27 protein-coding genes are annotated in these 25,923 nt (G+C 71.2%); 15 read left to right on the top strand and 12 right to left on the bottom strand.

The window, feature by feature from the left end; translation table 11 throughout:
• Positions 1-89: 89 nt before the first annotated feature.
• The 4 genes from OHA91_RS40025 to OHA91_RS39680 all read right to left on the bottom strand — a co-directional run bounded on the left by OHA91_RS40025 (position 90) and on the right by OHA91_RS39680 (position 3,279).
• Complete coding sequence (locus OHA91_RS40025) at positions 90-725, bottom strand: helix-turn-helix domain-containing protein (protein WP_408059257.1); 636 nt, start codon at positions 723-725, stop codon at positions 90-92.
• Between the two features lie 9 nt (positions 726-734).
• Complete coding sequence (locus OHA91_RS39690) at positions 735-995, bottom strand: hypothetical protein (RefSeq protein ID WP_328741268.1); 261 nt, start codon at positions 993-995, stop codon at positions 735-737.
• Between the two features lie 554 nt (positions 996-1,549).
• Positions 1,550-2,155, bottom strand: coding sequence for a hypothetical protein (locus tag OHA91_RS39685; RefSeq protein WP_328741267.1), 606 nt, complete (start codon positions 2,153-2,155; stop codon positions 1,550-1,552).
• Positions 2,152-3,279 carry a C40 family peptidase gene (locus OHA91_RS39680; protein ID WP_328741266.1) on the bottom strand — a complete coding sequence of 376 codons (1,128 nt, stop codon included), beginning with the start codon at positions 3,277-3,279 and terminating at the stop codon, positions 2,152-2,154. The genes OHA91_RS39685 and OHA91_RS39680 overlap by 4 nt, the downstream gene beginning before the upstream one ends.
• 312 nt (positions 3,280-3,591) lie before the next feature.
• Between OHA91_RS39680 and OHA91_RS39675 the strand changes: the two genes are divergently transcribed.
• The 10 genes from OHA91_RS39675 (at position 3,592) to OHA91_RS39630 (ending at position 14,487) form a co-directional block, all read left to right on the top strand.
• Positions 3,592-4,431 (top strand): hypothetical protein, encoded by an 840-nt coding sequence (locus tag OHA91_RS39675; RefSeq protein ID WP_328741264.1) that lies wholly within the window; start codon positions 3,592-3,594, stop codon positions 4,429-4,431.
• Between the two features lie 16 nt (positions 4,432-4,447).
• On the top strand, positions 4,448-4,789 hold the full coding sequence (locus tag OHA91_RS39670; protein ID WP_328741262.1) for a hypothetical protein: 342 nt from the start codon (positions 4,448-4,450) through the stop codon (positions 4,787-4,789).
• Complete coding sequence (locus tag OHA91_RS39665) at positions 4,786-5,565, top strand: hypothetical protein (RefSeq protein ID WP_328741261.1); 780 nt, start codon at positions 4,786-4,788, stop codon at positions 5,563-5,565. Before OHA91_RS39670 ends, OHA91_RS39665 begins: the two co-directional genes overlap by 4 nt.
• A complete protein-coding gene (locus OHA91_RS39660) occupies positions 5,555-7,405 on the top strand; it encodes a hypothetical protein (protein ID WP_328741260.1) in 1,851 nt (616 codons plus the stop codon). The genes OHA91_RS39665 and OHA91_RS39660 overlap by 11 nt, the downstream gene beginning before the upstream one ends.
• A 1-nt stretch (position 7,406) precedes the next feature.
• Positions 7,407-8,927, top strand: coding sequence for an SCO6880 family protein (locus OHA91_RS39655; protein ID WP_328741259.1), 1,521 nt, complete (start codon positions 7,407-7,409; stop codon positions 8,925-8,927).
• Between the two features lies 1 nt (position 8,928).
• Positions 8,929-10,485: a type VI secretion protein gene (locus OHA91_RS39650; RefSeq protein ID WP_328741258.1), complete on the top strand. Its 1,557-nt coding sequence runs from the start codon at positions 8,929-8,931 to the stop codon at positions 10,483-10,485.
• A 1-nt stretch (position 10,486) separates the two neighbouring features.
• Complete coding sequence (locus OHA91_RS39645; protein WP_328741257.1) at positions 10,487-12,172, top strand: type IV secretory system conjugative DNA transfer family protein; 1,686 nt, start codon at positions 10,487-10,489, stop codon at positions 12,170-12,172.
• A gap of 24 nt (positions 12,173-12,196) precedes the next feature.
• Positions 12,197-12,712 (top strand): hypothetical protein, encoded by a 516-nt coding sequence (locus tag OHA91_RS39640; RefSeq protein WP_328741256.1) that lies wholly within the window; start codon positions 12,197-12,199, stop codon positions 12,710-12,712.
• Between the two features lie 10 nt (positions 12,713-12,722).
• Positions 12,723-13,049, top strand: coding sequence for a hypothetical protein (locus OHA91_RS39635; protein ID WP_328741255.1), 327 nt, complete (start codon positions 12,723-12,725; stop codon positions 13,047-13,049).
• A 208-nt stretch (positions 13,050-13,257) separates the two neighbouring features.
• A complete protein-coding gene (locus OHA91_RS39630) occupies positions 13,258-14,487 on the top strand; it encodes a hypothetical protein (protein WP_328741254.1) in 1,230 nt (409 codons plus the stop codon).
• A gap of 52 nt (positions 14,488-14,539) precedes the next feature.
• On the opposite strand, the gene OHA91_RS39625 is transcribed toward OHA91_RS39630, so the two are convergent.
• The 3 genes from OHA91_RS39625 to OHA91_RS39615 all read right to left on the bottom strand — a co-directional run bounded on the left by OHA91_RS39625 (position 14,540) and on the right by OHA91_RS39615 (position 16,899).
• The gene (locus OHA91_RS39625; protein WP_328741253.1) at positions 14,540-14,779 is read right to left on the bottom strand and encodes a hypothetical protein; all 240 of its coding nucleotides are present in this window, start codon (positions 14,777-14,779) and stop codon (positions 14,540-14,542) included.
• Between the two features lie 109 nt (positions 14,780-14,888).
• Positions 14,889-16,487 carry a hypothetical protein gene (locus tag OHA91_RS39620; RefSeq protein ID WP_328741252.1) on the bottom strand — a complete coding sequence of 533 codons (1,599 nt, stop codon included), beginning with the start codon at positions 16,485-16,487 and terminating at the stop codon, positions 14,889-14,891.
• A 1-nt stretch (position 16,488) separates the two neighbouring features.
• The gene (locus OHA91_RS39615; RefSeq protein ID WP_328741251.1) at positions 16,489-16,899 is read right to left on the bottom strand and encodes a hypothetical protein; all 411 of its coding nucleotides are present in this window, start codon (positions 16,897-16,899) and stop codon (positions 16,489-16,491) included.
• Positions 16,900-16,985: 86 nt separating this feature from the next.
• On the opposite strand from OHA91_RS39615, the gene OHA91_RS39610 reads away from it, so the two are divergent.
• On the top strand, positions 16,986-17,414 hold the full coding sequence (locus OHA91_RS39610) for a hypothetical protein (protein ID WP_328741250.1): 429 nt from the start codon (positions 16,986-16,988) through the stop codon (positions 17,412-17,414).
• 475 nt (positions 17,415-17,889) lie between these two features.
• Here the strand turns inward: OHA91_RS39610 and OHA91_RS39605 are convergent, their stop codons facing one another.
• The 3 genes from OHA91_RS39605 to OHA91_RS39595 form a co-directional block, all read right to left on the bottom strand.
• Positions 17,890-18,078 carry a hypothetical protein gene (locus tag OHA91_RS39605; RefSeq protein ID WP_328741249.1) on the bottom strand — a complete coding sequence of 63 codons (189 nt, stop codon included), beginning with the start codon at positions 18,076-18,078 and terminating at the stop codon, positions 17,890-17,892.
• 359 nt (positions 18,079-18,437) lie between these two features.
• The gene (locus tag OHA91_RS39600) at positions 18,438-19,220 is read right to left on the bottom strand and encodes a hypothetical protein (protein WP_328741248.1); all 783 of its coding nucleotides are present in this window, start codon (positions 19,218-19,220) and stop codon (positions 18,438-18,440) included.
• A 118-nt stretch (positions 19,221-19,338) separates the two neighbouring features.
• Positions 19,339-19,671 (bottom strand): DUF6233 domain-containing protein, encoded by a 333-nt coding sequence (locus tag OHA91_RS39595; RefSeq protein ID WP_328741247.1) that lies wholly within the window; start codon positions 19,669-19,671, stop codon positions 19,339-19,341.
• 346 nt (positions 19,672-20,017) lie between these two features.
• On the opposite strand from OHA91_RS39595, the gene OHA91_RS39590 reads away from it, so the two are divergent.
• Together OHA91_RS39590 and ku are read left to right on the top strand one after the other, a co-directional pair.
• Entirely contained in the window at positions 20,018-20,497 is a 480-nt protein-coding gene (locus tag OHA91_RS39590; protein WP_328741246.1) for a DUF6233 domain-containing protein, read from the top strand.
• A gap of 92 nt (positions 20,498-20,589) precedes the next feature.
• Positions 20,590-21,525 carry a non-homologous end joining protein Ku gene (ku, locus tag OHA91_RS39585; RefSeq protein WP_328741244.1) on the top strand — a complete coding sequence of 312 codons (936 nt, stop codon included), beginning with the start codon at positions 20,590-20,592 and terminating at the stop codon, positions 21,523-21,525.
• A 38-nt stretch (positions 21,526-21,563) separates the two neighbouring features.
• On the opposite strand, the gene OHA91_RS39580 is transcribed toward ku, so the two are convergent.
• Positions 21,564-22,142, bottom strand: coding sequence for a hypothetical protein (locus tag OHA91_RS39580; RefSeq protein WP_328741243.1), 579 nt, complete (start codon positions 22,140-22,142; stop codon positions 21,564-21,566).
• A gap of 144 nt (positions 22,143-22,286) precedes the next feature.
• On the bottom strand, positions 22,287-23,531 hold the full coding sequence (locus tag OHA91_RS39575; RefSeq protein WP_328741242.1) for a transcriptional regulator: 1,245 nt from the start codon (positions 23,529-23,531) through the stop codon (positions 22,287-22,289).
• A 359-nt stretch (positions 23,532-23,890) separates the two neighbouring features.
• On the opposite strand from OHA91_RS39575, the gene OHA91_RS39570 reads away from it, so the two are divergent.
• Positions 23,891-25,066 (top strand): cupin domain-containing protein, encoded by a 1,176-nt coding sequence (locus OHA91_RS39570; protein ID WP_328741241.1) that lies wholly within the window; start codon positions 23,891-23,893, stop codon positions 25,064-25,066.
• Positions 25,067-25,074: 8 nt separating this feature from the next.
• Positions 25,075-25,881, top strand: coding sequence for a phosphotransferase (locus OHA91_RS39565; protein ID WP_328741240.1), 807 nt, complete (start codon positions 25,075-25,077; stop codon positions 25,879-25,881).
• The last annotated feature ends 42 nt before the right edge of the window (positions 25,882-25,923 follow it).

Below are 25,923 nucleotides of genomic sequence, written 5' to 3'. Positions count from 1 at the left end.
GATGGTGAGGAAGCGCTTCGGTAGGCCGACGTGTTGGAGGAGGCGGGGTGGGCCTGCCCGACGTCGAACCAGCTCGATGAGGAACCTGATCACTCGCTCGCGGAAGCAGTTCGAAGGAGCGCGAGGCGTCGCTCACGGATCCATGCCCGGTCCCATGCTTCTTCGTACGCAGGAAATGACCGCGCGGGTACCTCGCAGGCGCGAAGGAACGCTCGGAACTGCTGCATGCTGCGGGGGACCGATTTCATGTGGATGATCCGATGGGCAGTGCTCCGGGGTAGCACGCCGTACGCACCAGCCCGCAGCTCCATCTCTCGGAGTGTGGGCGATCCGGCTTCTTGATAGAGCCGCCTCAGCCGATGGCTGAGTTCAGCGAGGTCTCGGATCCGGTGTAAGGGGATGAGGATGGTGAAGGCGGGGACGTGGTGGAGGTGCCGGGATTCCTCCAAGCGGGCTTCCTGCCAGAGCAGCTTCGCTCTGTCCAGGGCCCGATCGTCTACAGAAGCGTCGCACGCACGGACGTAGGCCAGCACCACGTGCAGTTTGGGGACCGTCCTGCCGGAGGCAGCTCGCTGCAGGGTGGTGGCGTGCATGCCCGCTGCCGTGGCCAGCGCACGATAGGTGGGCTGGCCGGCCCGCTGGCGCCGGCCCCTCAGGTATTCCGCGAGTTGCTGGAGGCGCTCGTTTGCGGGGTGGTCGAGAATCGGCTTTTCGGGGCGTCCCATTTCTGGGCCTCAGACTGCGGGGCCGGCGGCGACGCGAAGTGCGGCTCGGATTGCCTTGACAGGCGCTGCCGTGCCCAGCCCGATGAGCAGGATCGCGACCAAGCCGGCGCAGGCGAGGAGCTGCAGGACATCGGCGACGGGCAAGCCGGTGCTGCTGAGAGCTGCCGCAGCCAGAATGATCACGATGATGACGACGGCGTCGGGGGTGTGCAGTCGTCGGGGGGCGGGCTGAGCAGTGGCGCAGGGAAGTGAGAGGTTCTTCTCGGGCATGACCCAGTACTCCTGACTTTGGCGGGTGCGGCGACCGAGGCCACCGAGCGCTGACATTTGGCTCCAACCGGGTACAGGGCACGAGCGGTTGGCGCCGCCCTCGCGTGTCCTGTGGACATAGATGGTGGCAGTCCCCGGAAGTGCGTGGGACCGTGCTGGTCACGTTGGCGGGGTTGATGCAGCGGCGCCCCACGTCATGAGACGACGGGCATGCGGCTTCTGGGCGCTGGGCGCGGGTTGATGCGGCGGTGCCCCAGTCAGTCTTGCTTGCGAGCGGTACTGCTGCGACCATGCGAAACCTGGCGCGGGCCCGTGCGGGGCCGCGGAGGAACCCTGATCGCTATTGGCTCCAACCACAGCATGAGCAGGGGAAGCGCGGGCCGTGTTGGCGCACGACCGCTCAAGAGCCGGTGCCTAGTAGGGGCGCCGGCTCTTTTCGTTGGGTCGTGCGATGTCGGGATCCGCCGCTACGCCCGCGAGAACGACGAGCGGGCCACGACCGTGCGACCGCATCCGCACATCCCTGCGTAGACCGTCCTGTCAGGCGGTGCGCATCAGGTGGCAATCACCACGGCTTGGGCCGCCTGCGTGCTGCTCGTGTCCCGCTGTGCAAGCTGGATCTGGATCCGTCGCACTGCGTCAAGGCCGGCTCCCTGCACTGCGGTGAACGCCTCCACCAGCTCAGGTGCAAGGAGGTCTGCCTGCGAGGGCGGCAGGTCCTTCCACATGCTGTAGGCGCGCCGAACCGCGAGCGTGGTCTCTTCGTGGTCCGGGCCGTGCAGGGCAGCATGCAGGCGGACGACGTGGAGGTACCAGGCCACCGCGGTCTCGTGGTGGCCGGACAGCAGTACGAGGTAGGCCCGTACTTCCCGTACCCGCACCGTCTCGATGTGCCGCTCGCCACGGGCTGCCGTGGTCTTCGCGTCGAGCTTCTCGGCGATGACGCCGGCGTGCGCGAGGTCGGTGGCCGCAGCGGCCTGGACGGCGGCCAGCTCGGCGGCGACCTCGTCGCTGACGACACCAGCTTCCGCGACGAGGGGGACTTCGGCGGGAGCGGCTGTCTCTTCTGCGTCCGCCGTCGTCCAGTACGCGGGGTCGACCAGACCCCAGGGGCGGAAGAGGTCTTCGTGCACGGTGTCTCCGGTGTTCGTGTCGGTCACCACGCGACCACCCGTCGAATTCCTGTCGCCCTGGTCATGTAGTTCGTGGAGTTGCGCCAGCTGCTGTACGGGACGATCCGTGTGCGGACTCCGGTCCGCGGGGACTCGATCAGGAGGCCCGAGCCGATGTACATGCCGACGTGCCCGGGGCTGGCGGCCGAGCCGTCGCTGCCGGCGTTGAAGACGAGGTCGCCGGGCTTCGGGCTGTCGAGGCCGACCTGGAGCGGCAGGTTGATCTGGTCGAAGGTGACGCGCGGGATGGTGATGCCAGCCGCCTTGTACGCCTGCTGCATCAGGGACGAGCAGTCGCACCAGTGCCGGGGGTTCGGGCCGAGGGCGTTGGTGCAGTCGCCGCCGAGCTGGTACCAGCCGTCCTTCTGGGCCAGGGCCCAGGCCACGGCGGTGCGGACCTGGGGCGGGGTGTCGGGCGGCAGCTCGAAGCCGGCGGGCAGCTGCACCGGGCCACCGCCGCCGCCCGAGGCCGTGTACTTCGCCGACTGCGCCATGATCGCCTTGACGTAGTTGTACGTCTGGCCCTGCGCGAAGCTGACCGGCGGGACGCCCTTGAACTGCTCGACCCTTCCCCACCCCGCGTTGTAGCCGGCCAGCGCCTTCTCGATGGGGGACCCGCTGTACTCGGGATGGCCCTTCGCGGTCCGCAGGAGCTTGCACATCATCGAGCCCTGCGAGGGGATGGCGTCCTTGGGGTCCCAGACATCCCGGTCGCCGTCACCATCGCCGTCGATGCCCTCGGACTCCCATGTGCCGGCGATGAACTGACTGATCCCGCGGGCGAGCGGGCGGGTGTTGGCCGGCGGGTCGGAGTAGGAGACGGCGCGGGGGTTGAAGGCGGATTCGGCCCAGATCTGGGCGGCGAGGATCGCGGGAGGCAGGCCCTGGTCGCAGCGGGCAGCGGCGTCGATGATCAGCTGGGCGTACTCCGCCGGAACTCCGTCGCGGCCGCCGATGCGCAGCGCGCCGGCCGTCGGCCAGGTGCCGACGCTGCGGCCCTTGCTGTCATCCTCCGCTACCGCGGCGACGAGTAGTACGAGACCTATTCCCAGCGCCAGAGGGGTCGCCACCACGCCGGCCGCGGCAAGCCCCATCCACCTCTTCGCCCCCATCGCGCTCCCTCACGCATCCCCCGGATTTGCGTCCACGAAGATCGAAACCAGCCATATTGGCTGGTTGTTATTCCACGTGGTTTCGCGTCGCAGATCGTGACACTATGCCATTTCCGCTCGCAGGTGCGGGTGATGAATACCGCTCAGGCGATGTCAGGACCCCGGTGTAGGGTGCCGATGCATTCCGTCTGCGGGGCGGTGAACATGCGACGTTCACATTAGTGACGGCTTTGCGTGGCGGGCTCGGGGGGATTAGTGAGTAAAAAGGGCATTCCGGCGATCCTGGAATTTGCTGCGGCCTCTCGTCTCGTTGTGCCGGTCCTGGCTGCGGCGGGCGGCAGCGCGCGGTCCACCGTTGCGCACCTGCTCGCCGACGAGTTGGCAGAGGTGGCCGACACCGTCGTCTTCGACCTGGCCCCGCGCCTCGGCTCTCCCTGGCCCACCTGGACCGGAGCGGCCCAGGCCGCCGGCCTCGCCGCTCTTCCTCACGACGTCCCCCTGACCCGCGCCCAGATCCGTGCTGCCGCAGCGGTGCGCCGCGCACCCCAAGGTGACTGGGACGTGCTGACGGACGGCCGCGAATGGAGTGCTGCTCCGCTGGCCCTGCCAGCCCCCGCAGCCGCCTGGTACCAGCTTGCCGCCGCAGGCGGGTGGCAGGCCCTGGTCGCGGACACGGCCCATCCGATAGCCCACGACCTGCTGGCGGCCCGGTGTGCGGACGACGGCGCATCGAGCCTGACCCGCGCGTGGTGTGAACTGCCCTTCGCCGTGCCCGTCCTGTGCGCTCAGGCCACCGCTGACGGCGTCCAGGCCCTGCAGCAGGCCGTGATGCTCCTGCACGCCGAAGGCCTCCCGCTCCAGCGCACCGTCGTCGTCCTCGCCGGATCCGACGGCCGCCCACCTGCCGTTGCCCGGGCCGCGGCCACCATGCTCTCCGCCCGGACCTCCGCCGTGGTCCACCTTCCCCACGATGCGGACATCCGCGCTCAGGGACTCCAGGCCGAGCCGGCCCGGATCCGTACGCGCACCCGCCAGGCGGCGCGCGACCTGGCCACCGCCGTCCTCTACGCCGCCTGCCAGGCCTTCGGCGATCCGCTACCCGCCGCGCCGCAGCCTGCGCCGCTTCCCCCTGCCCACGTCCCTGCCGTCTGACGAGGAACCCCCGACCATGAGCCAGCTCCTGAACAGCCTGCACACCCTTGCCACCGACCCCGGCCTCGTCGTCCTGGCCGACGGCGTAGGGCCCGTCCCCGACTTCGACCCGGCCCTGCCCGACTCGGTCAACACCCCGGTCAAGACGATCCTGGCCTGGACTGCGGGCGGCGGTCTTGCCCTCGCCGTCCTCGGCGGTCTCAGCGGGTGGGCCCTGGTGGCGGTCGGGCACAACACGGAGCGGGCCGCGCTGGCCGCCCGGGGCAAGCAGGGCGTGCTGTGGAGCCTCATCGGCGCCGGCGGCATCGGCCTGACGTCGTCGCTGGTCCTGGCCGTCTACACCATGACGAGCGCGTGAGCACGGACACCGGGCTCAAGGCCCGGCGGGCCCGCCTCATCCTCGCCGCGATCGTCGTCGCGGTGGCCGGACTCCTGGTGGCGGGCGGATTTGCGGCGGCCACCCTGATGCGGGACGACGCCAAGGGCGCCCCGCAGGCCGGTGCCAGCCCGTCCGCCAGCAGCCCCGCCCCGACCGGCGGCACCGCGACGGACGCTCCGATGACGCCGGAGCGGGCCCAGAAGATCAGCCTGCGCAAGCCCACCGACCACAAGGACGGGGTCGCCATCGGCTTTCCCGGCTCCCCTAGCGGCGGGATCTCCGCGGCCGTGTACTGGTGGGAGGAGTTCGCCTGGCTCGACGACGAGAAGGCCGCCCAGCAGCTCAACGCCGTGGTGTCGAAGGACGCCCCCGGCTACGTCGACAAGCAGGTCTCCGAGATCCGCAAGATGCGCGAAGTACTCGGCCTGGCCCCTTCGGGCGGGATCCCGGCCGACGTCAGCTTCACGACCGCCGTCCACGCCGCCCGCGGCAAGACACTGAAGGCCCCCGGCCTGCCCGTCGGCGATGTCATGCAGGTCTGGCTCTCCTACGACCGCTTCGCCACCGGCCCCAAGGGCGGCACGGACCCCAACCCGATGCGCGGCGCCACCATCAGCTTCGTCGTGAAGTGGGAGGACGGCGCCTGGAAGTTCACCGACAAGTACGACGTCCTCGGCGACTTCCCCGTCGCCTACGAGCCCAACAGCCCGTACGCCTGGAGCGACGGCTGGGTCCAGGTCCGGCATGCGAACTGACCGTCTCGTGCGCGCAACCCGCGTCGTCGTCCTGCTCTGCGCCCTGTTCTCCTTCCTCGGCGCCGGCGCCGTCCTGTCGATCGCCGTGGCCGCCGACGACCCGAAGCACCACGCCTCGGTCGGCCCGCCGGACCCCATCCCCAAGGACTGGGACCAGTTCACCATTGGGCTCGACACCCGCGGCAAGTACTGCCTGGTCGACCAGATCGACGACCGTGCCATCTGCCGGCTTCCCGGTCCCGACGACCCGCCCTTCCCCGGCCGGACGAAGATCTGCGAAGGCGCGGACGGTACCGGCGCCGCGGAGTGCGATCCTCAGGCCCAGAAAGAAGCCGAGATCCGCCGCCTGGAGCAGTGGCGCAAGGACTTCCCCGACAAGCAGTGGAAGAACTACGAGCCGCTGAACCAGTTCCTCACCGACTGCGTCGTGCGCGACGGACGGCCCTTCACGGTGTGCCAGAAGGAAGGCGAGGCGAAATACCCGCCGCCCGCCAAGGGACCACTGGAGTGGGTAGCCGGCAAATTCAGCGAATTCGCCTCCAATGCCCTGAAGGAGGCCGCCTCCTACATCGGCAAGTCCGTCGTATGGCTGCTGACGGAGTTCGCGACGCTGTTCAACGAGAACTCCTCCATCAACCTCGACGACACCGGCATCGCCAAGTTCACGCTGATGATGACCTCCCTGTCGGCGGTCCTGGCCGTCTTCCTGCTGCTGATCCAGTTCGGGAAGGTCGCGGTCAGCCACCAGGGCGGCCCGGCGGCCACCGCCCTGACCGGCCTCGCCAAGTGGGCCATCATCTCCTCCGTGTACTGGGGCGTCGCCCAGACCGCCCTGACCTGGTCGGACGCCGTATCGACGTGGATCATCAACAAGACCTTCGACGGCGGCGGCAGCGGTGAAGCAGCCGCGACGAAGGCCATGCAGGAGCAGCTGGGCACGCTGTTCGGCGGCCTGATCACCGGGGGCGGCGGCGCCGCCACCGCTGGCGGCGCGCTCATCGCCGGCGAGACCGTGACCGCCTCGGCGGTCGGCGTCGTCATCGTCGTGGGCATCGTCTGCATCCTGGTCATCGCCGCCCTGTGGGTGGAGATCCTGATGCGGCAGGTCGGCATCATGCTCATCGTCGCCACGATGCCCATCACCCTGGCCGGACAGCTCTCGGACGCCACCTCCGAATGGTGGCCCAAGGCCCGCAACGCCTTCATCTCCCTGGTCCTGATGAAGCCCGCGATCGTCGCCTGCTTCTCCATCGGCTTCTTCGCCATGTCCGAGGGCAAGGGCGTGCAGAACATGCTCGTCGGGTTCGTCATGTTCCTCGCCGCCGCGCTGTGCTGGCCGGCCCTGGCGAAGTTCATGGTTTTCACGACCAACGGCTCCGGCTCCGCCATGGTCTCCGGCTGGCTCAGCTCCGCCGGATCCTCCGCCTCCTCCATGTCCGGCGGCTACCGCCCCGAACCCAGCGGCGCCGGATCGGTCGGCGGCGGCTCGAACTACACCAAGGCCCTGGAGTCCGAGAATGCCACCAGCGCCGCATCCCCTTCCCCCGCGACTGCCGCCAGCGGCGGTGGTGCGGCCAAGTCGGCAGGACGCTTCGGCGGCCGGGCCGTCGGCATGGCCGCCTTCGGGCTCCAGGTCGTGGCGGCAGGCAAGGACTCCCTGGAGTCCGGCCTGGGCAGCACTGCCGCCCACGCAGGCCTCGAACCGGGCGGCGGCGGCGGTCGGCACGTGGTCATCCCGCCGCGCAGGCAGCCGTCCCCCGCACCCACGCCGGTCGGAGCGCCGACCGAGATGCCGGACCCCGGCCCGCGGCCCACCCCGGCCCCTCGAAAGGAGGGATGACATGTCCCAGCCCGTTTCCTACGGCGGCTGGCAGTCCGAGACGACCGGCTTCATGGGCCGGCTGTCCGGGCCCGGCTTCGCGATGGTCGCCGCCGCATCCCTGCTCGCGCTCCTGCCCTTCAACGTCGGCTGGCAGGCCACCTTCGTGTGCGTGCCCGTCGCTCTGCTCCTCCTCGTGCTCGCCTTCGGGCGGGTGTCAGGGCTCAGCGCCGACGAATGGATCTCTCTCGCAGTAAGGCACCAGATCTCCGTGGCTACCCGACGCAACGTGTTCCTTTCCGGCGCCTTCGCCCCACGCGCCGCCTCCAACGGCCGCCAGCCCATGGACCTGCCCGGCGTCCTGGCCCGCCTGCGGATCCTCGAAGCCCCCGACGGACTCGGCGGCCAGCTCGGCGTCGTCCACGACCCCGTCGCCGGCACCTACAGCGCCGTCGCCCGCATTACGTTCCCCGGCCTCGCCCTCGTCGACACCGACAAGCAGGCTGCCCGCGTCGCCGCCTGGGCGCAGTTCCTGCGCGGCTACTGCACCGAGGACTCCCCGGTCGTCCGTATCGCCGTGCACCAGCGGTGCCTGCCCGACGACGGCGCCGCACTGATGTCCTGGACCGCCCGCCACATCACCGCGGACGCGCCGCCCGCGGCCGTGACCGCGCTGACCGAGCTGATGGACAGCGCCGGCCCGGCCGCCGCCTCGCGCGAGACCTACCTGACGGTCACGCTCTCCGCTGCCCGGGCCCGCCTCGCCATCAAGGGCGCCGGCGGCGGCCAGGTCGGCGCCGCCGCCGTCCTCGTCCGTGAACTCCATGCCATGGGCCAGGGCCTGTCGACGGCGAGCCTGCAGGTGGTGGAGTGGCTCCCGCCCCGCAAGGTGGCCCAGACCGTACGGACCGCCTACGACCCCGAGGCTCAGCAGGACCTTGCCACCCGCAACGCTGCCGCCCAGAGCCCCGACTGGACCGGCACCCCGCCCGGTCTCGACCCGGACCTCGCCGGCCCCGCCGCCGCCGAGACGGCGTGGGGCGTCTACCGGCACGACGGCGCCTGGTCGGTGTCCTACCAGGTCCGCACCTGGCCGCAGGCCGAGGTGTTCGCGACGATCCTCCAGCCCCTGCTGCGGCCCCGGCAGAACGCCCGCCGGGCGATGAGCCTGCTTTTCGAGCCCATCGGCCCGCGCCGCGCCCGCCAGGAACTCGCCCGGGACAAGGCCAAGCGGTCCTCCGCCCGCCACCTGCGCGCCAAGTCGGGCCGTGACGAGAGCGAGGACGAGCGCCGCGAGGAGGCCATCGCCCGCCAGCAGGACGTCGCTCGCGCCTCCGGCCAGGGCGTCATGCGGATGACCTCGGTCCTCACCGTCACCGTCACCGACCTCGGAGAGCTGGAGACGGCCTGCGCCGAACTCCAGGCCGACGCCGCGGCCGCCGGACTGGAGGTGCGCCGCATGTGGGGCGCTCAGGACATCGGATTCGCCACCGGCGCCCTCCCCCTCGGCCAGGGCCTGCCCGACCGTCGGATGGGGTTCTGACATGGGTCTCTTCTCCCGTCGCCCGGCCGGCGACACCCTCCTCGAAGCGATCGGCATCGAGGAGGCCGCCGGCGTCGCCGACCGTGCGCCCGCACCTATCCCGCCGCAGCGAACGGCCCGCGAGCTGCGCCGCGCCCGCCTGCTGGAGGACCCGGCGACGTCGATGCGTGTCGCCCCCAAGCGGGGCTGGAGCCAGCCGTTCGCCGGCCGCACCGCCGCGATGCCGCGCACCGAAGTGGTCCGCGCGGACACTGCGAACGCCGCCGGCCTCTACCCGTTCCTGCACGCGGCGAGCCTGCCGCCCATCGGCGCCTACATCGGCCGCAACGTCCTGACCACGGAGGCGTTCAGCGCCCACCCCGCGGTCTGGGTGAAGGAGGGCCTGTGCACCAACCCCAACGTCATGATCACCGGGATCCCGGGATCGGGTAAGTCCGCGCACGTCAAAGCCCTTTCGCTGCGCCTGATGGCGTTCGGCCACCGGACTCTGGTGGCTGGCGACGTGAAGGGCGAGTACGCGGGGCTGTGCCGCCACCTCGGCGTCGAGCCCGTACGGCTCGGCCCCGGCCTGCCCGGCAGACTCAACCCCCTGGACGCGGGCCCGCTCGGACGCGGCCTGGACCTCATCAAGGACCCGGCCGAGCTCAAGGCACGCCTCGCCGAGATCCACCGCCGCCGCCTCACCCTCCTCAAGGCGCTCCTCGAACTCCAGCTGAAGCGCACCCTCCTGCCCCAGGAGGAAGAAGCCCTCGACGTCGCGGTCCGCGAAGTCACCGGCGAGCTCCACGGCGCGGGCGCTTCCCGCTTCGCGGTGCCCACCCTGCCGCTCGTCTACGACCGGCTGCGCGACCCCACCGACGCCATGGCCCGCGAGCTGCGTATCCGCGACGGCGAAGTCCAGCGGGCCCGCGAGCAGATGGCCTCCATCCGCTCCGCCCTCGGCGGCATGGTCACCGGCCACCTGGGCGGGCTTTTTGACGAGGCCACCTCCATCGACCTGGACTGGGAGGCCCCGATCCAGTCCGTCGACATCTCCGCCCTGCAGGAGTACGGGGACGAGACCGTCGCCATGGTGCTGTCCTGCGTCTCGACGTGGGCGCAGTCGGCCATCGACCAGCCCGGTCAGCGGCCGTGGATAGTCGTCCGCGACGAGCTCTGGCGGCAGATGCGCTCCGGCGGCGCCACCATGGTCAAAAAAATCGACGCCGACCTGCGCCTCTCCCGCGCCACCGGCACGATCCAGGTCCTGGCCACCCACCGCCTCTCCGACTTCGAGTCCGTCGGCGCGGCCGGCTCCGAGGCCGTCGCTATCGCCCGCGACCTGATCGCCTCCTGCGAGACCCGCATCCAGCTCGCCCAGGACACCCGGCCCCTGCAGATCACCCGCGAGGCCATCGGACTCACCGACTCCGAGTGCAACCTCATCGGCTCCTGGGGCGCCGGCCAGCGCGGCAGAGCCCTCTGGAAAGTCGGCCGCGGCGCTGGCCACGCCGTCCAGCTGGTTCTCTCCCGCACCGAGGAACGGCTCTTCGAGACCGACGAGAAGATGGTGATCTGACATGCCCGACCGCGGCTCCGGCCCGTCCGCCGCAGGCCTGGACGACAACACGCTCCTCGCCGCGTACGGCGCGGGCCTGGTCGTCACGGTCGGCGGCTCCGTCCTCCTGGCCGGGCCGCTCGCCGGCCTGCTCTCCGGCAACGGCTGGGTGCGCAGCGCCGACAGCGTCCCCGTCACCGTTATCTCCGCCCTCGCCAAGGGGCCCGGCTCCGTCTACCAGCCGGCCCCGCCCTCCTGGCTGTTCTACGGCCTCACGGTCCTTCTCGTGCTGGCCGTGGGCGGCCTCCTCGTGAAGGCGGCCACCCTGCTGTCCTTCAGCGGAAAGTCGGGCGGCGCGCAGTGGGGCGGCGCGAAGATCGAGCGGAAGATGGCGGCGGCGAGCGACCCGCTGAAGCGGACCAACCGCATCACCGCCGGGCGTGGCCTGCGGACGAAGAACATCGTGGCCGCTCAGCCCAACATCTCCGCCACCGTGTTCGGGGTTCCCGGCTCGTCGAAAACCACCGGCCTGGTCCTCCCGAACGCCGCCGAATGGCAGGGACCGCTGGTGGTGACCACCACCAAGGCCGCCGACCTGGACATCATCTACGACCGCCGCAGCGCGATCGGCCCAGTCTGGGTCATCGCACCGGCCGGCATCCCCGGCCGCGCCACCGACCACTGGTCCCCGGTCGCCTACTGCACCGACGCCAAGGCCGCCGACCGGATGGCCGCCTGGATGGCCGAGGCGTCCTCCTCCGGCGACGACAAGCGCGCCGCCCCCTGGATCGACCAGGCCAAAAGCGTGCTCAAGGGCATCATGCTGGCCGCCCAGCTCTCCGGCGGCGGCATCAGCGACATGCGCCGCTGGATCGGCCTCGGCAAGGACGCCGTCGACTACGTCCGCGCCGTCCTCCTGGCCCACGGCTACACCGACGTCGCCGACGACTACGCCTCCCCCTGGCTGCGCCTGCACGAAGACGGCATCGGCTCCATCCAGTTCAGCCTCAACGTCCTGGCCCGCGTCTTCGCCGACGAAGAGGTCCGCGAAACCTGCTCCCACTCCGACTTCACCTTCGAGGAGTGGCTCGACCGGCGGGGCACCATCTGCATCATCGCCTCGGAGGCCGACGCGGACCGCTTCGCCCCGCTCATCAGCTCCCTGATCGCCGGAGCCATCCACGCCGCGGAGTCCCGCTACAACGCGACCGGCAAGCCCATCAACCCCAGCGTCGGCGTCCTCGTCGACGAGGCCGGCAACATGTTCCGCTACCCCCGCCTGCCCAACATCCTCACCACCGGCCGCGGCATGGGCATCGCCATGCTCACCGTCTGGCACGACCTCTCCCAGCTCCGCGAATCCCTCGGCGTCCAGAAGGCCAACACGGTTCTGAGCGCCAGCGGCCTGCGCATGCTCCTGCCCGGCTGCGGCGACCTGGAGACCCTGCGCTATTTCTCCGGCCTCTACGGACGCACCGAGGTCATGAAGACCAGCCACGGCCGGTCCCGCGGCGAGCACTCCACCAACACCCAGGCCACCGAGACCGACCTCGCGCCCGTCCACTCCCTGCAGCAGCTCCCCGACTTCACCGCGATCGCCCAGTACACCAACCTGCCGCCGATCAAGGTCCGGATGCGTCTCACCTTCCGCGACAAGGACCTCAAGAAGCTCCTTGCCGAGCCCAAGGCCGGCACCGCCAAGAAGTAGCTGTACGACCGCCAGGAGGCGCACGTGTCCGACCTGACCAACCCCGCAGACCTCTGGCCGATGCCGCCCGGCGCCGCCGCGAAGCCCGAGCCACAGCGCTGGGTGTGGGCGGCCATGGAGCCCCAGGAGCGACGCATCCGGATGCGCGAGCTGGACGCATGGGTCGACTGGCTCCGCAGGACCTTCGAGCTCCACAACACGATCACGTACTGCTGGTACCGGCACTCCGCCGTCGTCGAGCACCTCACCGCCCTCTACACCGGCTGGATCCGCACGTACGCCGGGGAAGAGGCGCCCGGGCGCGAGCTCGCCGAGGCCGACTGGATCAACACCCTTCACAACTTCGTGCCGCGCCTTCAGCTCGCCGCCTGCGCGACCGGCACCCACCAGGACCCGCCGCTCATCGTTCCCCCGCCGTCCGGCAGCTTCGAGGCCTTCGAGCTGTACCTGAAGCTCTCCGACGCGACGAGCACCCCGGCGGTTCACCCGGCGGCCGCCGAGCTCGGCCGCCGCGAAGCCGAGCTGAACGCGCCGCTGTAGAGGAGGCTTCGTGACCATCCGCATCGAGCACCCCACCTCGGCCGACGAGGACGGCGTCGCACCTGTTCTGCTGCCCGAGGGGGCCCAGGCGGTGGAGGGGGTACCGGGCTACCACGCCCTGATCAAGGGCAGCGCGGTCACCGTGTTCGGTCCGGACGGTGCTGAGATCGCGTCCGCCGCCCGCCGCGGATACAGCGACGCCCTGGTGGGCCGGGTCGGTGACACAAGGCTGGTCAGTGACGGGCTCGGGGACAGGCGGTTCACGTCGTTCGCCGTACTGGCCGCGCGCCACCACCGGGCTGCGGCCGACCCGGACGTCCGCGACAGGCGCCGATGACACATACCTGGAAGCCGCCCTGCAAAGAGCGGCTCGGGGGCCCGCCTCCCAGCAGCCGGGCCCCACCCCAGCCCCAACCGCTCAGGAACACAACGACGCCGGAGCTCGCTCGCCAGGCTCCCCACGCGACAGCGTCCAGCCGGACCACACCGCCGATTCCCAGTCGGCGCCGCCCGCCGCGGCGCACAACACAGTGGAGGTACCAGCGATGGCCACACCAGTCGTACAGCAGCAGCCGTCGAGCGACGCCATGCCCCTGTGGCAGAACACCGCCCGCCCCGCGCACCCACCGACGCCGACGCCAGTACCTTCACAGGCGCCCCCGGCGACGCCTTCAGACCGTCGTCCCGACCCGTCCGACCTCCACTGGGCGGAGTTCGAGGAAGCGATGGCCGCCTGGGACGAGCTCGGCATGCCCACCCCCGCCGCAGAGCTCCGCGAAGCCGTCGCCCCCGACCTCGCCGTCCTGCGCCCGGGCACCCAGGCACCAGCAGCCGACTCCGTGCCAGCCGCCGAAACACCCCCGGCCCCGGACTCGCCGACACCGTCAGCGCCCACACCGCCCGTTCCGGAAGCGGCCGCAGCTGTCGAGACAGCCGCGGCGGGCGTCGACACCCACGCCGACGCGCTCAAGGGCGACCCGGAGTGGCAGCGGATCCAGACGGTCCGGAGCGCCCTGCGCAACGTCTGGGATGTGATGAAGACGCAGGCCGGCGACTACTGGGAGCGCCTCCGGAACGACGTGCGCTTCCAAGGGTTCTGGAAGACGGTCTCCATTCGGGCCTGCGAGGCGATCTCGGACTCCGCCACAGCACTCGCCAACCGTCTCCGCCCTGATCTGCCCGCCTTCGACGCCCTGCAGAAGCTCTCCGACGCCGCCATCACCTACAGCACCGTCGCCTCGGCGGAGCCAGTGACAGAGGCGCCGGCGCCGACCCCGGTCAAGGAGCCGGACCCCAAGGCCGGCATCCCGATGCAGCGGCTCGTCGAGCGGGGCAACCCGATCGCGTACGCCACTCGTGACGATGCTGTGCGGGCCGCGGAGGAAATCTCTGAGCGCTTCCAGTCGTGGATCCAAAGCCCCATGGGAAAGGAAGTCGTCGGCTCCAGCCATAAGAGGGTGCTGGCGTTCCGCGACGCCTGGACGCAACTCCCCCCGCATGACGCCGAGCCCGGTCCGGCCGTCGGCGCCTACGGGCAGGTTGCCGAACGGGCACAGGCCCTCCTCGCCCTGGCGGTGGACTCGGGACGCTTCGCCCCCGCCGATCTCAAAGCCCTCCAGGGCTTGGCCAGAGCGGCCGACGCGCATTCGGCCCGCCTGTCGGTGACCCTGCCGCCCGGGACTGCCCACCACGCCGCCCAGAAGGCGGCAATGCCAGCCCCGCAGGTTGCCGCTCCTGCGCCATCAGCCGCCCGTTCACCGCGGGCTTCGGCGTAGAGCGCGGGGCGTCGCCCGCCGGGCGACGCCCCGCGCTGCCGGTACCCGCCGCCTACATCGCGGAGCGCAGCATCCCCGCTGTTTTGGTCATGGCGGAACTCGTCGCGTCGTCGGTCGTAGTCCGCGCGGCCTCTTCCAGCAGCAGAGCCGCCGCTTGAAGGAGCCCGACGTGCACGGGAACGGTCTCCAGACCAGTGAGCGCCGCCAGAGCCTGGTCGGTGGCGCTCTGCGGAATAAGGGTGCTGACGCCGCGTCCGGGGCCGCGGTGGTGTGACTGCGCAGGTGTACTCACCGGATGATTCTCCCGGGTCCCGCGCCTTACCCGTGCGCGGATACGAGCGGCCGGTGCGCGCGCAGGGTTCGGCCTGCACACGCACCGGAACCTGTCGGCCAGATCGGCGTTACCGGCGCAGTCCCGGCCGGCGCCCGGTCACCAGCTCGGTCGGAACATGCGCCCGCGGCAGGACCTGCGAGGGAGCCTGAACCGGCCTCGCGGAGACCCACTTCTGTTCCTGGGCGATCGACCGGTGGGCGGCCGCGTCCAGCATGGCCCGCGGGACGGGCGTGCCCGCGCTCTGCGCGGCGGTCAGCAAGGCAGCGGCGCCCTTCTGCTCCGCGCCCATCGCCGCCGAGTAGGCCCCAGTCAACACCTCGATCTGGCGGGGATGGGCGGGGTAGAAGCGACGGTCCCTGTCGAGGCCGGCCGGACGGTAGTTCGCGGAGTCCGTCACGAGCCCGGCCTCAGCCCGCCGCACGACCCATGGGGCGGCGGCCGCCATCTGCCATCCCGTGGCGGAGAGCCGGTACGCCGCTGCGGCCAGAGCTCCCTCGCCTCCGGCATCGGCGACGACGTCGGCCGCCGGTCGGGCATTGCCCGGCGGCTGCTCCGGGGTCCACTGCGAGCCGAACAGCAGCTGCCCCAGACGCACGACGCTCGTCCGGGAGATCACCACGGCGGGGTGGGGGTCGGTCGACGGCATGCTGGCGACCGTCCCCTGCTTCACCTGCGCGAGGCCGGGCGGCGGCAGTACGGGATGCTCCCGCGGATCGCCGATGTCCACCACGCGGGTCCAGGCCTCGGCGGCCCCCTTCCAGGCCTTCGACGACCCCCTCAACGCCGCCGCCGCGTCCTTGAGGCTGTCCCGGACCGCGCCATCCGTCACGCCCTCCGCGACATGGAGCAGCGTCCGGCCCGCCAGCAGCCGGCCCATGGCGTTCCAACGGGAGATCTGCTGGAGGTCCGAGCCGCTCAACCGCTGATCCGCGCGGTCGTGGAGGGCGGTGTACGCGGCCCGGGACAGCCGCTCACTGTCCTCAGCGAGGCGGGCGGTGATGGCGCTGGTCGGATCCGTTGACGCGGCGTGGACCGGTTCGACCGGCAGGGCGGTCGGGAAGGCGGCCAGGTCGTGATCGGCGTCGCGGGTCGACGACCGTGCGTAGACGGATGCGTGATCGAGGGAGGCTCTGGCCTGGTTGAAGGCGTCGACCGCGCCGGGATGCTCAGCGTCCTGCGTGAGCCGGTGGACGACGCGCCCGGCTGCCCACGCGACCTCCGCCTGCCTCCTGGCGAGGTAGTCGAAGGCCTTCTGGTGCCGCAGGAGGTAGGCGTACGGAGTCAGCGCGGCCCGGTCCGGCCCGAGGTGGCTGCTGATCGTGTCGCGCACCGCACCCAGAGCCTGCGTCGCGGAAGCGATTCGGCTGGACGCCTGGCTCTCACCGCCCTGCGGGGACAAGTACCGCCGAGCCGTACTCAGCGAGTCCCGCGCGAGGTCCAGACAGTCGCTCAGGTTCCTCTCTGCAGCTGTCAGCTCCCGCTCCTCGGTCGTCGGGGTAGGGGTGTACGCCCGAGGGCCGAGGCTCTTCTGCACCTGTAACAGCAGACCCTCCACCTCTCCGGCCAGGGCGGCCCGTTCATCAGCGCCGATGGACGCAAGCGGGGTCCGGGCCACCTCATCCAGCCGGGCGATCGCGACGTCGAACAGCTCTCCCAACGTCGCCACGTCAGTGCCCCCGGACCTGGGACAGTGCCAGGGCCGCGCCGGCCGCCAACTCCGCGGCCCGCCCCAGGGAACGTGCCGCCTCGACATCGATCACTGCGGCCGACGACAGTCGCGTCAGCGAACCGCTGACATGCTCAAGGAGGTGCACATGCCGATCGAGACCGGCCGCGCCCGGAGCCGGCGCCGTCGCTTCAACGGCCCAGCCGCTCTGCGGCAACGGCAGAAGGTCCCGACCGGCCATGGACTGCTGGGCTGCGGCCATCGCCTGCAGCTCGTCACTGCCCTCCTCGAACGTGATCGCATCGGCGACCTCGGCCGCCAAGGTGAACGCGTCCCAGGCCGCCGCCAGAACCGCCACCGTGTTCTTGGAGTCCAGCCGCGCATCCAGCTCCATCAGGGCTGACGTGGTCATTCTCATCTCCTCCTCGCTTCGGGATGAGAGTGATCGTCCCACCTTGATCACCATCGGCGGGCCGGCCTGTGGACAGGGGCCTCCCTGTGGACAACCTCGTGGAGGCGGTGACCTTCCCGTCCCGGACCGGTTGGATGGTCATGCGGAAGACGATCTACATGATGACGGCGGCAGCCCTCGTGTTCGCCGCGGTGCCCGCGCACGCTGACGCCAAGGCCACGGACGGAAAGGTCGGCCTGTCCGTCTACGGCAAGGGCCTGCGGGTCGACACCGTCGGGGCGCACATCGACGGCCACGGGACCGGCGTACGGGCCCGTCTGATCACCTACACCCCCCAGGGCTACAGGTCCGAACTCACCGGTTGGAAGGACGCCACCCCCGTCAGCGCAGCTCTGACCAAGATGTCCATGGTCAGCTGGAAGTGGAAGGGCGGGAAGAAGTTCCCCCACAACACCCGGCTCTGCGTCGAGTTCAACCACGCCCACGGCGAGCCATGCGCGCGCATCCACCGGTAGGGCCTGGCTGCCGCAGTTCATCTCCCACCACGGCTACCGCCGCGTGACCACCGTCAGCTGCCGGGGCCCTCACCCAGCAGCCGGCGTCCCGGTGGGGTAGAAGCAGCGGACACCGGAGCGGGCGGGCGGAACTGGTTTGCCGCCGCCCGGTCTGCAGCTGTCCCCCGAAAGGCCATCGGCGACTCCTCGTCGGCGACGGCGGGGACCGGTCCGTGCCCGAGCGGGCGGCGCGTGGTGGTCACCCCCGAAGTCTCGCAAACCGGCGAACACTGCTGATCAGTGGTAGCAGGTTGCCGTTCGGTCCCACGAATCCTTGACACATAAGAGTGTGTACTAAGGTGGGGTTGCTATGGCTCAGGCTATAGAACGACAACGGCTCCCCTTCGCCTGAGAACGCTGAGGAGCCGCTGCACGGAGTGGGTACACCCACAACCAGTGCCCCTTGGTGTCTCACCACCAGGGGGCGCAGTGCGTTCTACAGGCTGTTCAGGCTCTCGAACAGCCACTTACCCCCGTCGATGATCCATCCAGAGATGTCATCGGCGAAGGCGACCAAGATGAGGTCGAGGGGGGAACGCTCGTTGCGGTGTGCACCTCGGCATCCCGGCTGCTCGCCCTTCCCAAGGGGGTCGGACTGCTCACCGTTCTGCTCGATGTGCGCCATGTTCAGTTGTCCTCTCATCCGCTGACGCCGTGTGCGCCCGTCGAAGGCGGGGTCTGGTTGAAGAACCCGCCCTCTGCGATGCGCCCGCGGTGTGATGCGAACAGCCGCCAGTCTATGCCGTGTTGAGAGACCGGTTGGAAATACGGTCCACGAAATGCTCTGACCAGGCGTTATCCATGAGGAACGTCTTCCTCCAAGGGTCCGTTGCGGGGTCCCCGAGTCCCTGAACGCCGACCCCAATGAGACATCCGGGCCGAGCTCGACAGCGGACGGGTTCGCATCGAACCTTCGAGGAGTCGGAGGTCGAGAAAGACCGGCTGTTAGACCCGCAACCGCGGTGCGTCACCTGCCCGGAGGGGTTAGTCGTTGACGCCGAGGATGGAGCGGGCTTGTTCGATGACGTCGTTCATCGCCTGATAGTGCTCGTCCCTGTGGCGGGACAGCGCAGGGCGGAGAGGTTCGTAGTAGCAGTCGACCAGGAGAACGACCCGCTCGTGCTCGGGCAGCTGGGGGACCTGGCGCAGTGCTTCCTCCGCCTGGTCATGCAGCTCCATGGCGTTGGGAGCGTCTGCTAAGGCGGCGGTGCGGAAGGTCTCCAGCGCTGCGACGGCGCGGTAGAGGGGCGTGGCGTCGACCCCGTCGCGTTCCAGAGTCTGCAGGTGGGTCATCGCGCGGTTGGATTCGGCGCGCTCATGTGCCAAGTCGTTCAGGTTCCGCGTCGTCTTGGCGAGCTCCTTGACAGCGGGGAGCAGGCTCGTGGGGGCGCACAGTTCGACGGTTCCACGTGCCTGAATAAACGCCTCGTGGAGGGTGTTCATGGTGGCGTCGTTTCCCGGCTCGCGGTACTGCCGGTCCAGAGCGCGCACGAGCTCGCGGGTGGCGCGCAGCAGGTCGGCTATCGAAGACGTGCGCCGGTCGCGAACGGCGGCGGCGTGGGTGGCGGCGGCAGCACGGTCACTCTGCTCGCGGACCGCCTGGAGTGTTGCGGCGGCCGCCGTTTCGGCGGCCTCCTTGGCGGCTTTGGCCTGGGCGAGTCCGCCCTTGGCCTGGATGTGTGATCCGAGCCAGGTGCCGCCGAACGCGGCCGCGACGGTGAGGAGGGCGAGGAGGATCGTGGAGTGCTCTTTCAGGAAGGCGATCACGCGTCCGATCCTCCAGTGGTGCGAGCCGAACGGAGTGCGTTCCCGCGTATTCGGGCGGAGAGCCCTTGATGGCACTTGTCGTGCCACAAAGCATTCGTCGCGGCCGGACCGCTTGATCTCAGTCGATCACGCCGAGCGCCGTGTCGGGGCGGCAGTGGGTGCAGGCACGTACGCCTTCGGCTAGCGCACGGCGGGCTTCCTCGGCGCTGAGCGGGCGCCAGCGCTTGCCGCGGTCCCAGCAGTCCCCGGCGTGGACGCTGACCGGCGGCCGTCCGTCCCCGATGCCGTGCTCGATCACCCACGCCGGCGGTTGAGGGAGCGGGCGCCGCTGTGCGGCGGCGGCCGACGTCTGTTCCGCGGCGGCCAGCGCGTGCTCGGCGCGGCCCAGCTCGTAGCGCAGGTAGGTCACGATCGTCCTCAGACGGAGGAGATCAGGCGGAAGCTCGGACATGTGTTCTATTCTAGGTCTCGGTAGTCGTGCCGGGACCTAGCGCCCGGGCTCTTCGGAGCTGTACGGCGTATTCGGCAGATGGCGTCCAGCGCGGCGCGGTTCCGGGGCGGATTTTCGCCACGGCCGAAACGGTTCACTTGAGTGCCACCTCCATCCCTTGTCCGCACCGGAGCCAGCCCATGACCACCCCCGCGCCCCGCCCCGGCGTCGCCACCTGGGCGCCCAGCCAGACCGGGCCATGCGCCAAATGTGGATCTCCCTGCGCGCGCTACGGCGCCCCGGCGAATCCGCTCTGCGTGCCGTGCCAGCAGGCCCGGCAGGAGCGGCCGGTCCACACCTGACCTGCATGTCTGACCCCGTCACCCGGCCGCCGGTGTGGCTGACCCTCCCCGACGGCCAGGAGGTCCGGGCCCGGCTCCACGCCCGGCGCTGGACCCCGGCCGGCTGGCGATACCGGGTCGGCATGCCGGTCTGGTCCGTCACCGCCGACCAGCACGTCGAGCCCGTGGAGTACACGGTCTGGGTCCCCGCCGGCGGCGACGAGTACGTGCGCCCCGTGGAGGGCCAGGACTACAGCGCCGTACCCGTGGAGGCACGCGCGCCGTCGCACCCCTACCTCGCGCCGCCCCCGCCCGGGACGGACCTGCGGTGGGCCTGGACGATCGAGCGCACCCGCGGCGGCGCGGTGCTGCACGAGTACGGATGCGGTCGGGCGCCCGCCGACGGGCCGGAGCTCTCCCTCGACGACGCCGTCACCGCCTACGCCAGGCCCAGTGCCCGGGCCTGCGGGGAATGCGCTGCTGCCGAGGTCCTCGACCGCCTGTAGCCAGCGCCGGCCCGGATGGCCGCGCACCCATACGCACCTGGTTCGGGCGGGTGGGAGGCTGGAATGGAGGGGGCTCATCGAGGGAGGTTGCGGTGCGGCCCGTCTGGAGCGGGGCGATCAGCTTCGGCCTGGTCACCATCCCGATCAAGGCGTTCCCGGCGACCGAGTCGCACAGCATCTCCTTCCGCCAGATCCACACCGCCGACGGCGGCCGCATCCGCTACCGCAAGGTCTGCGAGCTCGACGGCGAGGAACTCGCCCAGGAGGAGATCGGCCGCGGCTACGAGACCGCCACCGGCACCCTGGTCCCGGTCACCGACGCCGACCTCGACGCGATGCCCCTGCCCACCGCGAAGGCCATCGAGATCGTCTCCTTCGTCCCCACCGACAGCATCGACCCCATCCAGATCGGCGCCTCCTACTACCTCGCCGCCGAAGGCGTCGCCGCGAAACCGTACGAGCTCCTGCGCCGGGCCCTGCAGCGCTCGTCGAAGGTAGCCGTCGCCAAGTTCGCGTGGCACAACCGCGAGCGACTGGGCCTGCTCCGCGTCCTCGACGACGTGATCGTCCTGCACGCCATGCTCTGGCCGGACGAGATCCGCTCCACCGACCAGGTCCCGGTCCCCGACGTGAGCGTCTCCGATGAGGAGGTCGACGCGGCCGTCGCGCTCGCCGAAACCCTGACCGGCCACGACATGAGCCAGATGCGCGACGAGTACCGGGCCGCCCTGGAGGAAGTCATCGCCGCCAAGGCCGCCGGCGAACGTCCTCCAGCGCTCGAACCGGCCGAGCCCGCCTCCGCCCAGGTCGTCGACCTCATGGCGATGCTGGAGAAGTCCGTCCAGGACGCGAAGGCCACCCGCGGCGAGCCGGCCACCGTGCATCCGATGCCCGCCAAGAAGAAGGCCACCGCCAAGAAGGCGGCGGCGAAGAAGACCGGCAGCACCGCGGCCGCCGCGAAGCGGACACCCGCGAAGAAGACCGCCAAGAAGGCGGCCTCGAAGAGGAACCCCCCTCGCAGCGCCTGAACCGGCGGCCTGCAGTACGGGCGTGCGCCGCCTGGTCGTCAGAGGTAGTCGTTGAGATACGTGCGGGCCGCGGACTCGCTCGTGCCGAGCGCGGTCGCCACCACCTTGAGTGGCACACCACTGTCGCCGAGCTCGTACGCGGCGTCCTGGCCGGTCTGTGCGATGACGTACCGCAGGTCGGCGAGGGCCTTCAACGCCACCAGCGGCTCCTTGGTCGCCAGCACGTCGAGTTGCCGGACGAGCTCTGTGAGGAGCGCGGTAAGTTCCGCGGGCAGCGGGACGGCGCCGTCCCGGATCACCGACAGGTGGGCCTCGTAGTCCGCGATCGGCCCGGACAGGTCGACGTCGGCCTCGTACAGCGGTTCGTCGCCGGGGAGAGCGCTCCAGTCGCGCGGGTACTCAGCCGCCCCGCGCCAGCCACACGAGCAGCTGCCCCGCAGGACCGCGGCCCGGGGGCGCCCACGCCGACCGTCATAGGCGTGCCACTCGGCCGACGACGGCATGTTCGGACCGCTGCCCACGTCGAAGTACACCGGCCCGGGCTCACTCCCGTCGTCCAGCAGCACCCCCACCGCCCCCACGTGCGCGGTCCCCAACGCCTTCAGCGCCCTGTCCATGACGACCAGCCCCTCCCCGACGAGTACGCAGGCGGTCGGCTCACCGGCCGGCCTGCGGCCTCCAGACTCCCGCGCCCGAGTCGCCCGCGTACCAGGAACCGCCGAAGGTGGTACATCGAGGGCGGACCGGGACCGGGTGGAGTTTCAGGCGAGAGCCTCACCGAGCAGCCGTCGCGGGGCGCCGTCCAGGTGCCGGTGGAGCAGCTGGGCTCGGGAGTGCACCAGGCCGCTCCGGTAGGCGGGCGGCAGCCGGTCGTAGACGGCGGCGGCCATGTCGGCGGCCGCCCCTGGATCCCCGTCCACGCGCAGGCACGCGGCGGTGTCCATGGCGATCAGCGCGCGGGTCATCACCGATGGCGAGATCGTCAGGGTCAGGGCTTCGTCCTGTGCCCGGTAGGCGGCGCGGGTGTCGCCGAGCAGCGTGTACGCCTGCGACAGGTGCACGTGGTGCTTCTGGGTGGGGTACCCGAACCAGGTGTCGGCGCCGTCGGGGCCGTCCAGCTGCTCGGCGAGGGTGCGGACGTCGTCGATCGCGCGGCGTGCGCCGGGGATGTCGCCGACGGCGGCCAGGGCGCGGGCGTTGACGGCGGCCGCGAGCGCGGCCGCGCCGGACGGACGGGCTCCGGCCTCCCGGCGGGCCTGGGCGGCGACGCGGGCGGCCTGCCCGGGGGCGCCGTAGTTCAGGCCGACCATGGCGTGCCGACCCAGGACCCAGGCCGTCATCCGCCGGTCCCCGGACTCGCGGGCGGCCGTCGCCGCGGTGGCGAACCACCGGTGCGCGTCGGCCTGGTCGCCCCTGTCGTGCTGCACGATCGCCACCAGGCCGGAGATCCCGGCGGCCGTGCGGGCCAGGTCGGCGCGGTCCTTCGAGGGGTGAGGCCGGCGCAGGACCGCGGCGAGCAGCGCCAGGTCCTCGCGCATCTCCCCGAGAACCGCATCGGGGGCCCGGCCGTTGTAGCCGCCCCGGTGCCGCTCGAAGGCGCCCTCCAGGTAGGTGAGGTCACCCGCACCGTCCCCGGCGAGGCCGGTGTCGATGCCCTCCCGGGCCTGCGCGATGCCGGGCAGCACGGCGAACCCCGCCGTGGCCGCCGCCAGGGTGAACAGCTTGCGTCGCTTCACGTCGTCGTCCTCCATCCTCTGCTGCCTGCGATGCCTCCGGGTGTTCTCCAGAGCCTGGTCCAGCTGCTCGTCGCTCAAGCCGTAGACGGCACGGATCGCCGAGCGCCAGACCGGGGTTGGTAAGCGGCGTTCTGTCTCCCACCGCTTGAGGTTCTCCACCGTGCACACGAGGCCGGCGGCCGTCATGCGCTTCGCCTGCTGCTCTCGGGTCCGGTCCGCCCGCTCCCTGATCGTGCGCAGCAGCTCACCGATTCCGTCCGGGCTCACCATGCCGGGCCTCCCCGCGTGTGGGTGTCGAAAGACCATCCTGGCCCCCCAACGCGGCACCCCGCAGAGGGAATCGGCACCCCGATCCGGCCCTCCCCCGTGTTGTTCCCCGGACCTTCAATGGTCGAACGGAACCGGCCGGGACAACGCCCTCAGGGGCTCCCCCTCCGGCCAGTTCCGTACTTGGCGCCCACCTCGCCTGGGGACGGCGGGCGCCGTCCACGCTCCATTCGACACGAGAGAAGGAGTACGTCATGAACGGTCTGATCCTGGCCAGCCGCTCCATCAAGGGAGCCGACGCACGCAGGGCCGCCGACGGCGGCGGCACCGGCAAGGGCGACGGCAACGACTGATCGCCGACCATGACCACCGCGATCGACGCGGCGGTCCGGAGCCTCGGCGGGGACTTCCTCGCCGGGGCTTTCGGCCGCTCCTTCCAGCACTGGTCACAGGCCGCCGCAGGGCTGCGCGGCCTGTTCACGTGGGACGACCTGAACGACCTGGTGGCCCGCCACCGGCTCGACGCCCCACGCCTGCGCCTGTTCCGCGACGGCACACAGGTCCCCCCGTACGAGTACCTCCACACCTCGGTCACCAAGCGCACCGAGATCCGCCAACGCGTCGAACCCTCCGGCCTGCACCAGCAGATCGCCGACGGCGCCTCCCTCGTCCTCGACGCGGTCGACAAGCTCCACCCCGGCGTCCAGAACCTCGCCGAGGCCCTGGAGCGGCACTTCCGCACCGACGTCCAGGCCAACCTGTACGCCTCCTGGCACCCCACCGAAGCCTTCGGCATCCACTGGGACGACCACGACGTCGTCGTCGTCCAGCTCGAAGGCGCCAAGCGGTGGAACCTCTACGGGCCCACCCGCACCGACCCGCTGCGCCTGGACGTCGAAGCCCCCGAGAAGCCCGAGGGGCCGCCGCTCGCCGAAGTGGTCCTGCAGGCCGGGGACATGCTCTACCTACCGCGCGGCTGGTGGCACGCCGTGGCCGCCACTGAGGGGCGCTCGCTGCACCTGACGTGCGGCCTGACCCCGGCGACCGGCCACCACCTCCTGGTGTGGCTGGCCGGGCAGCTCCTCCACTCCCCCACCCTGCGGGCGGGCGTGCCCATCGTGGCTGGCCCCGCCGAGCGGGCCGAGTACGCCGAGCAGCTACGCAAGGAGGTCACCGAGGCGATCCACCCCCACGTCGTCTCGGAGTTCGCCGCGTCCATGGACGCGCGCGATCCCGGCCGCCCCGCCCCGTCCCTGCCGTACATCGGCGACGTCCCCGCCGAGGGAGGCCTGATCCTGGCCCTCACGACGGCCCGGGCCGCTCTGGAGGGCGCCGACGGAGCAGTGGTGCTGCGCGCCGCCGGACACGAATGGGAGTTCCACCCGTCCGTCCGACCTGTGCTGGAGGCTCTGGTGTCTGGAGCCCGCCTGACCCTCGGAGAGCTGGCCGAGCGCTCCGGCCTCACCGTGGAACAGGTCGCGGCGCTCGCCACCGAGCTGGTATCCAAGGACGCGGCCGCCGTCTCCCACCCGAGGTAGGACCCGCCGTGTTCGAGCCCCCCGCCCCCACTACCGCCGACCGGATGCTGGCCGCCCAGCAGCACGCCGCCGACCAGTTCGGCCTGCGCGCCACCGGCCGCCGAGTGTGGGGGTACCGGGGCCGGACCCTGTCGGGTGCCGCCGGCCCGCACTGGCTGCGCGTGGTCTGCGCCGAGGCCGGCACCGAGGGCGGCAAGCTGTGGAACGGCCCCTCCTCCTCCCGCGCCCTCCCCGCCGCGGTGCCGCGCCCCGACCTGTTCCGCATCCGGGACTGGAACACCGGCGCGTACGCGTACCGGGCCGAGCTGTACGCCCTCGCCCCCGACCCGATGGTCTCCCCGCGCCCCGTCCTCGACGAAGACCCCGGCCTGCCCGAGACGTGGTGGAAGGAGATGGCCGCCGCCCTGGACGCCCTCGCCGACGTCCCGCCACCGGCCGACCGCGAGGCCGTACGCGAGGAGTACCTGCGCCGCGTCATCCCCGAGTTCACCGGCCACCAGGTCGAGGACGTCACCTGGACCACCGCCCACGGAGACCTCCACTACGGCAACGTCACCCGCGGCCCGCACATCCTGGACTGGGAAGGGTGGGGCCGCGCCCCGTACGGCTACGACGCGGCCACCCTGTACCTGTACGCCCTGCTCACCCCCGAGACGGCAGCCCGCATCCGCACCGAGCTCGCCCCCGTCCTGGACCGGCCCGAGGCCCGCCCCGGCATGCTCACCGTCTGCGCCCAGATCCTCCAGGCCCAGGACCGCATCGACTTCTACGCCGAGCTTGCCAAGCCCGTGCGCGAGCTCCTGGTCCACCTGTAGCGCCTGCTCCTGCCCGGTTGAGCCCGTTAGACCTAACAGGGT

It is taken from the genome of Streptomyces erythrochromogenes, assembly GCF_036170895.1.
Classification (GTDB): domain Bacteria; phylum Actinomycetota; class Actinomycetes; order Streptomycetales; family Streptomycetaceae; genus Streptomyces; species Streptomyces erythrochromogenes.
Note: the sequence above shows the minus strand (reverse complement) of the source record. Positions and strands in the feature narration are given on the sequence as shown.

Bases quoted from the DNA above. Each gene is read 5' to 3' on its own strand.
- OHA91_RS39575 (WP_328741242.1), bottom strand. From the start codon at position 23,531: ATGGTGAGCCCGGACGGAATCGGTGAGCTGCTGCGCACGATCAGGGAG.
- OHA91_RS39680 (WP_328741266.1), bottom strand. From the start codon at position 3,279: ATGGGGGCGAAGAGGTGGATGGGGCTTGCCGCGGCCGGCGTGGTGGCG.
- OHA91_RS39605 (WP_328741249.1), bottom strand. From the start codon at position 18,078: ATGGCGCACATCGAGCAGAACGGTGAGCAGTCCGACCCCCTTGGGAAG.
- OHA91_RS39670 (WP_328741262.1), top strand. From the start codon at position 4,448: ATGAGCCAGCTCCTGAACAGCCTGCACACCCTTGCCACCGACCCCGGC.
- OHA91_RS39630 (WP_328741254.1), top strand. From the start codon at position 13,258: ATGGCCACACCAGTCGTACAGCAGCAGCCGTCGAGCGACGCCATGCCC.
- OHA91_RS39660 (WP_328741260.1), top strand. From the start codon at position 5,555: ATGCGAACTGACCGTCTCGTGCGCGCAACCCGCGTCGTCGTCCTGCTC.
- OHA91_RS39690 (WP_328741268.1), bottom strand. From the start codon at position 995: ATGCCCGAGAAGAACCTCTCACTTCCCTGCGCCACTGCTCAGCCCGCC.
- OHA91_RS39615 (WP_328741251.1), bottom strand. From the start codon at position 16,899: ATGACCACGTCAGCCCTGATGGAGCTGGATGCGCGGCTGGACTCCAAG.
- OHA91_RS39655 (WP_328741259.1), top strand. From the start codon at position 7,407: ATGTCCCAGCCCGTTTCCTACGGCGGCTGGCAGTCCGAGACGACCGGC.
- OHA91_RS39595 (WP_328741247.1), bottom strand. From the start codon at position 19,671: ATGTCCGAGCTTCCGCCTGATCTCCTCCGTCTGAGGACGATCGTGACC.
- OHA91_RS39580 (WP_328741243.1), bottom strand. From the start codon at position 22,142: ATGGACAGGGCGCTGAAGGCGTTGGGGACCGCGCACGTGGGGGCGGTG.
- OHA91_RS39650 (WP_328741258.1), top strand. From the start codon at position 8,929: ATGGGTCTCTTCTCCCGTCGCCCGGCCGGCGACACCCTCCTCGAAGCG.
- OHA91_RS39590 (WP_328741246.1), top strand. From the start codon at position 20,018: ATGTCTGACCCCGTCACCCGGCCGCCGGTGTGGCTGACCCTCCCCGAC.
- OHA91_RS40025 (WP_408059257.1), bottom strand. From the start codon at position 725: ATGGGACGCCCCGAAAAGCCGATTCTCGACCACCCCGCAAACGAGCGC.
- OHA91_RS39570 (WP_328741241.1), top strand. From the start codon at position 23,891: ATGACCACCGCGATCGACGCGGCGGTCCGGAGCCTCGGCGGGGACTTC.
- OHA91_RS39645 (WP_328741257.1), top strand. From the start codon at position 10,487: ATGCCCGACCGCGGCTCCGGCCCGTCCGCCGCAGGCCTGGACGACAAC.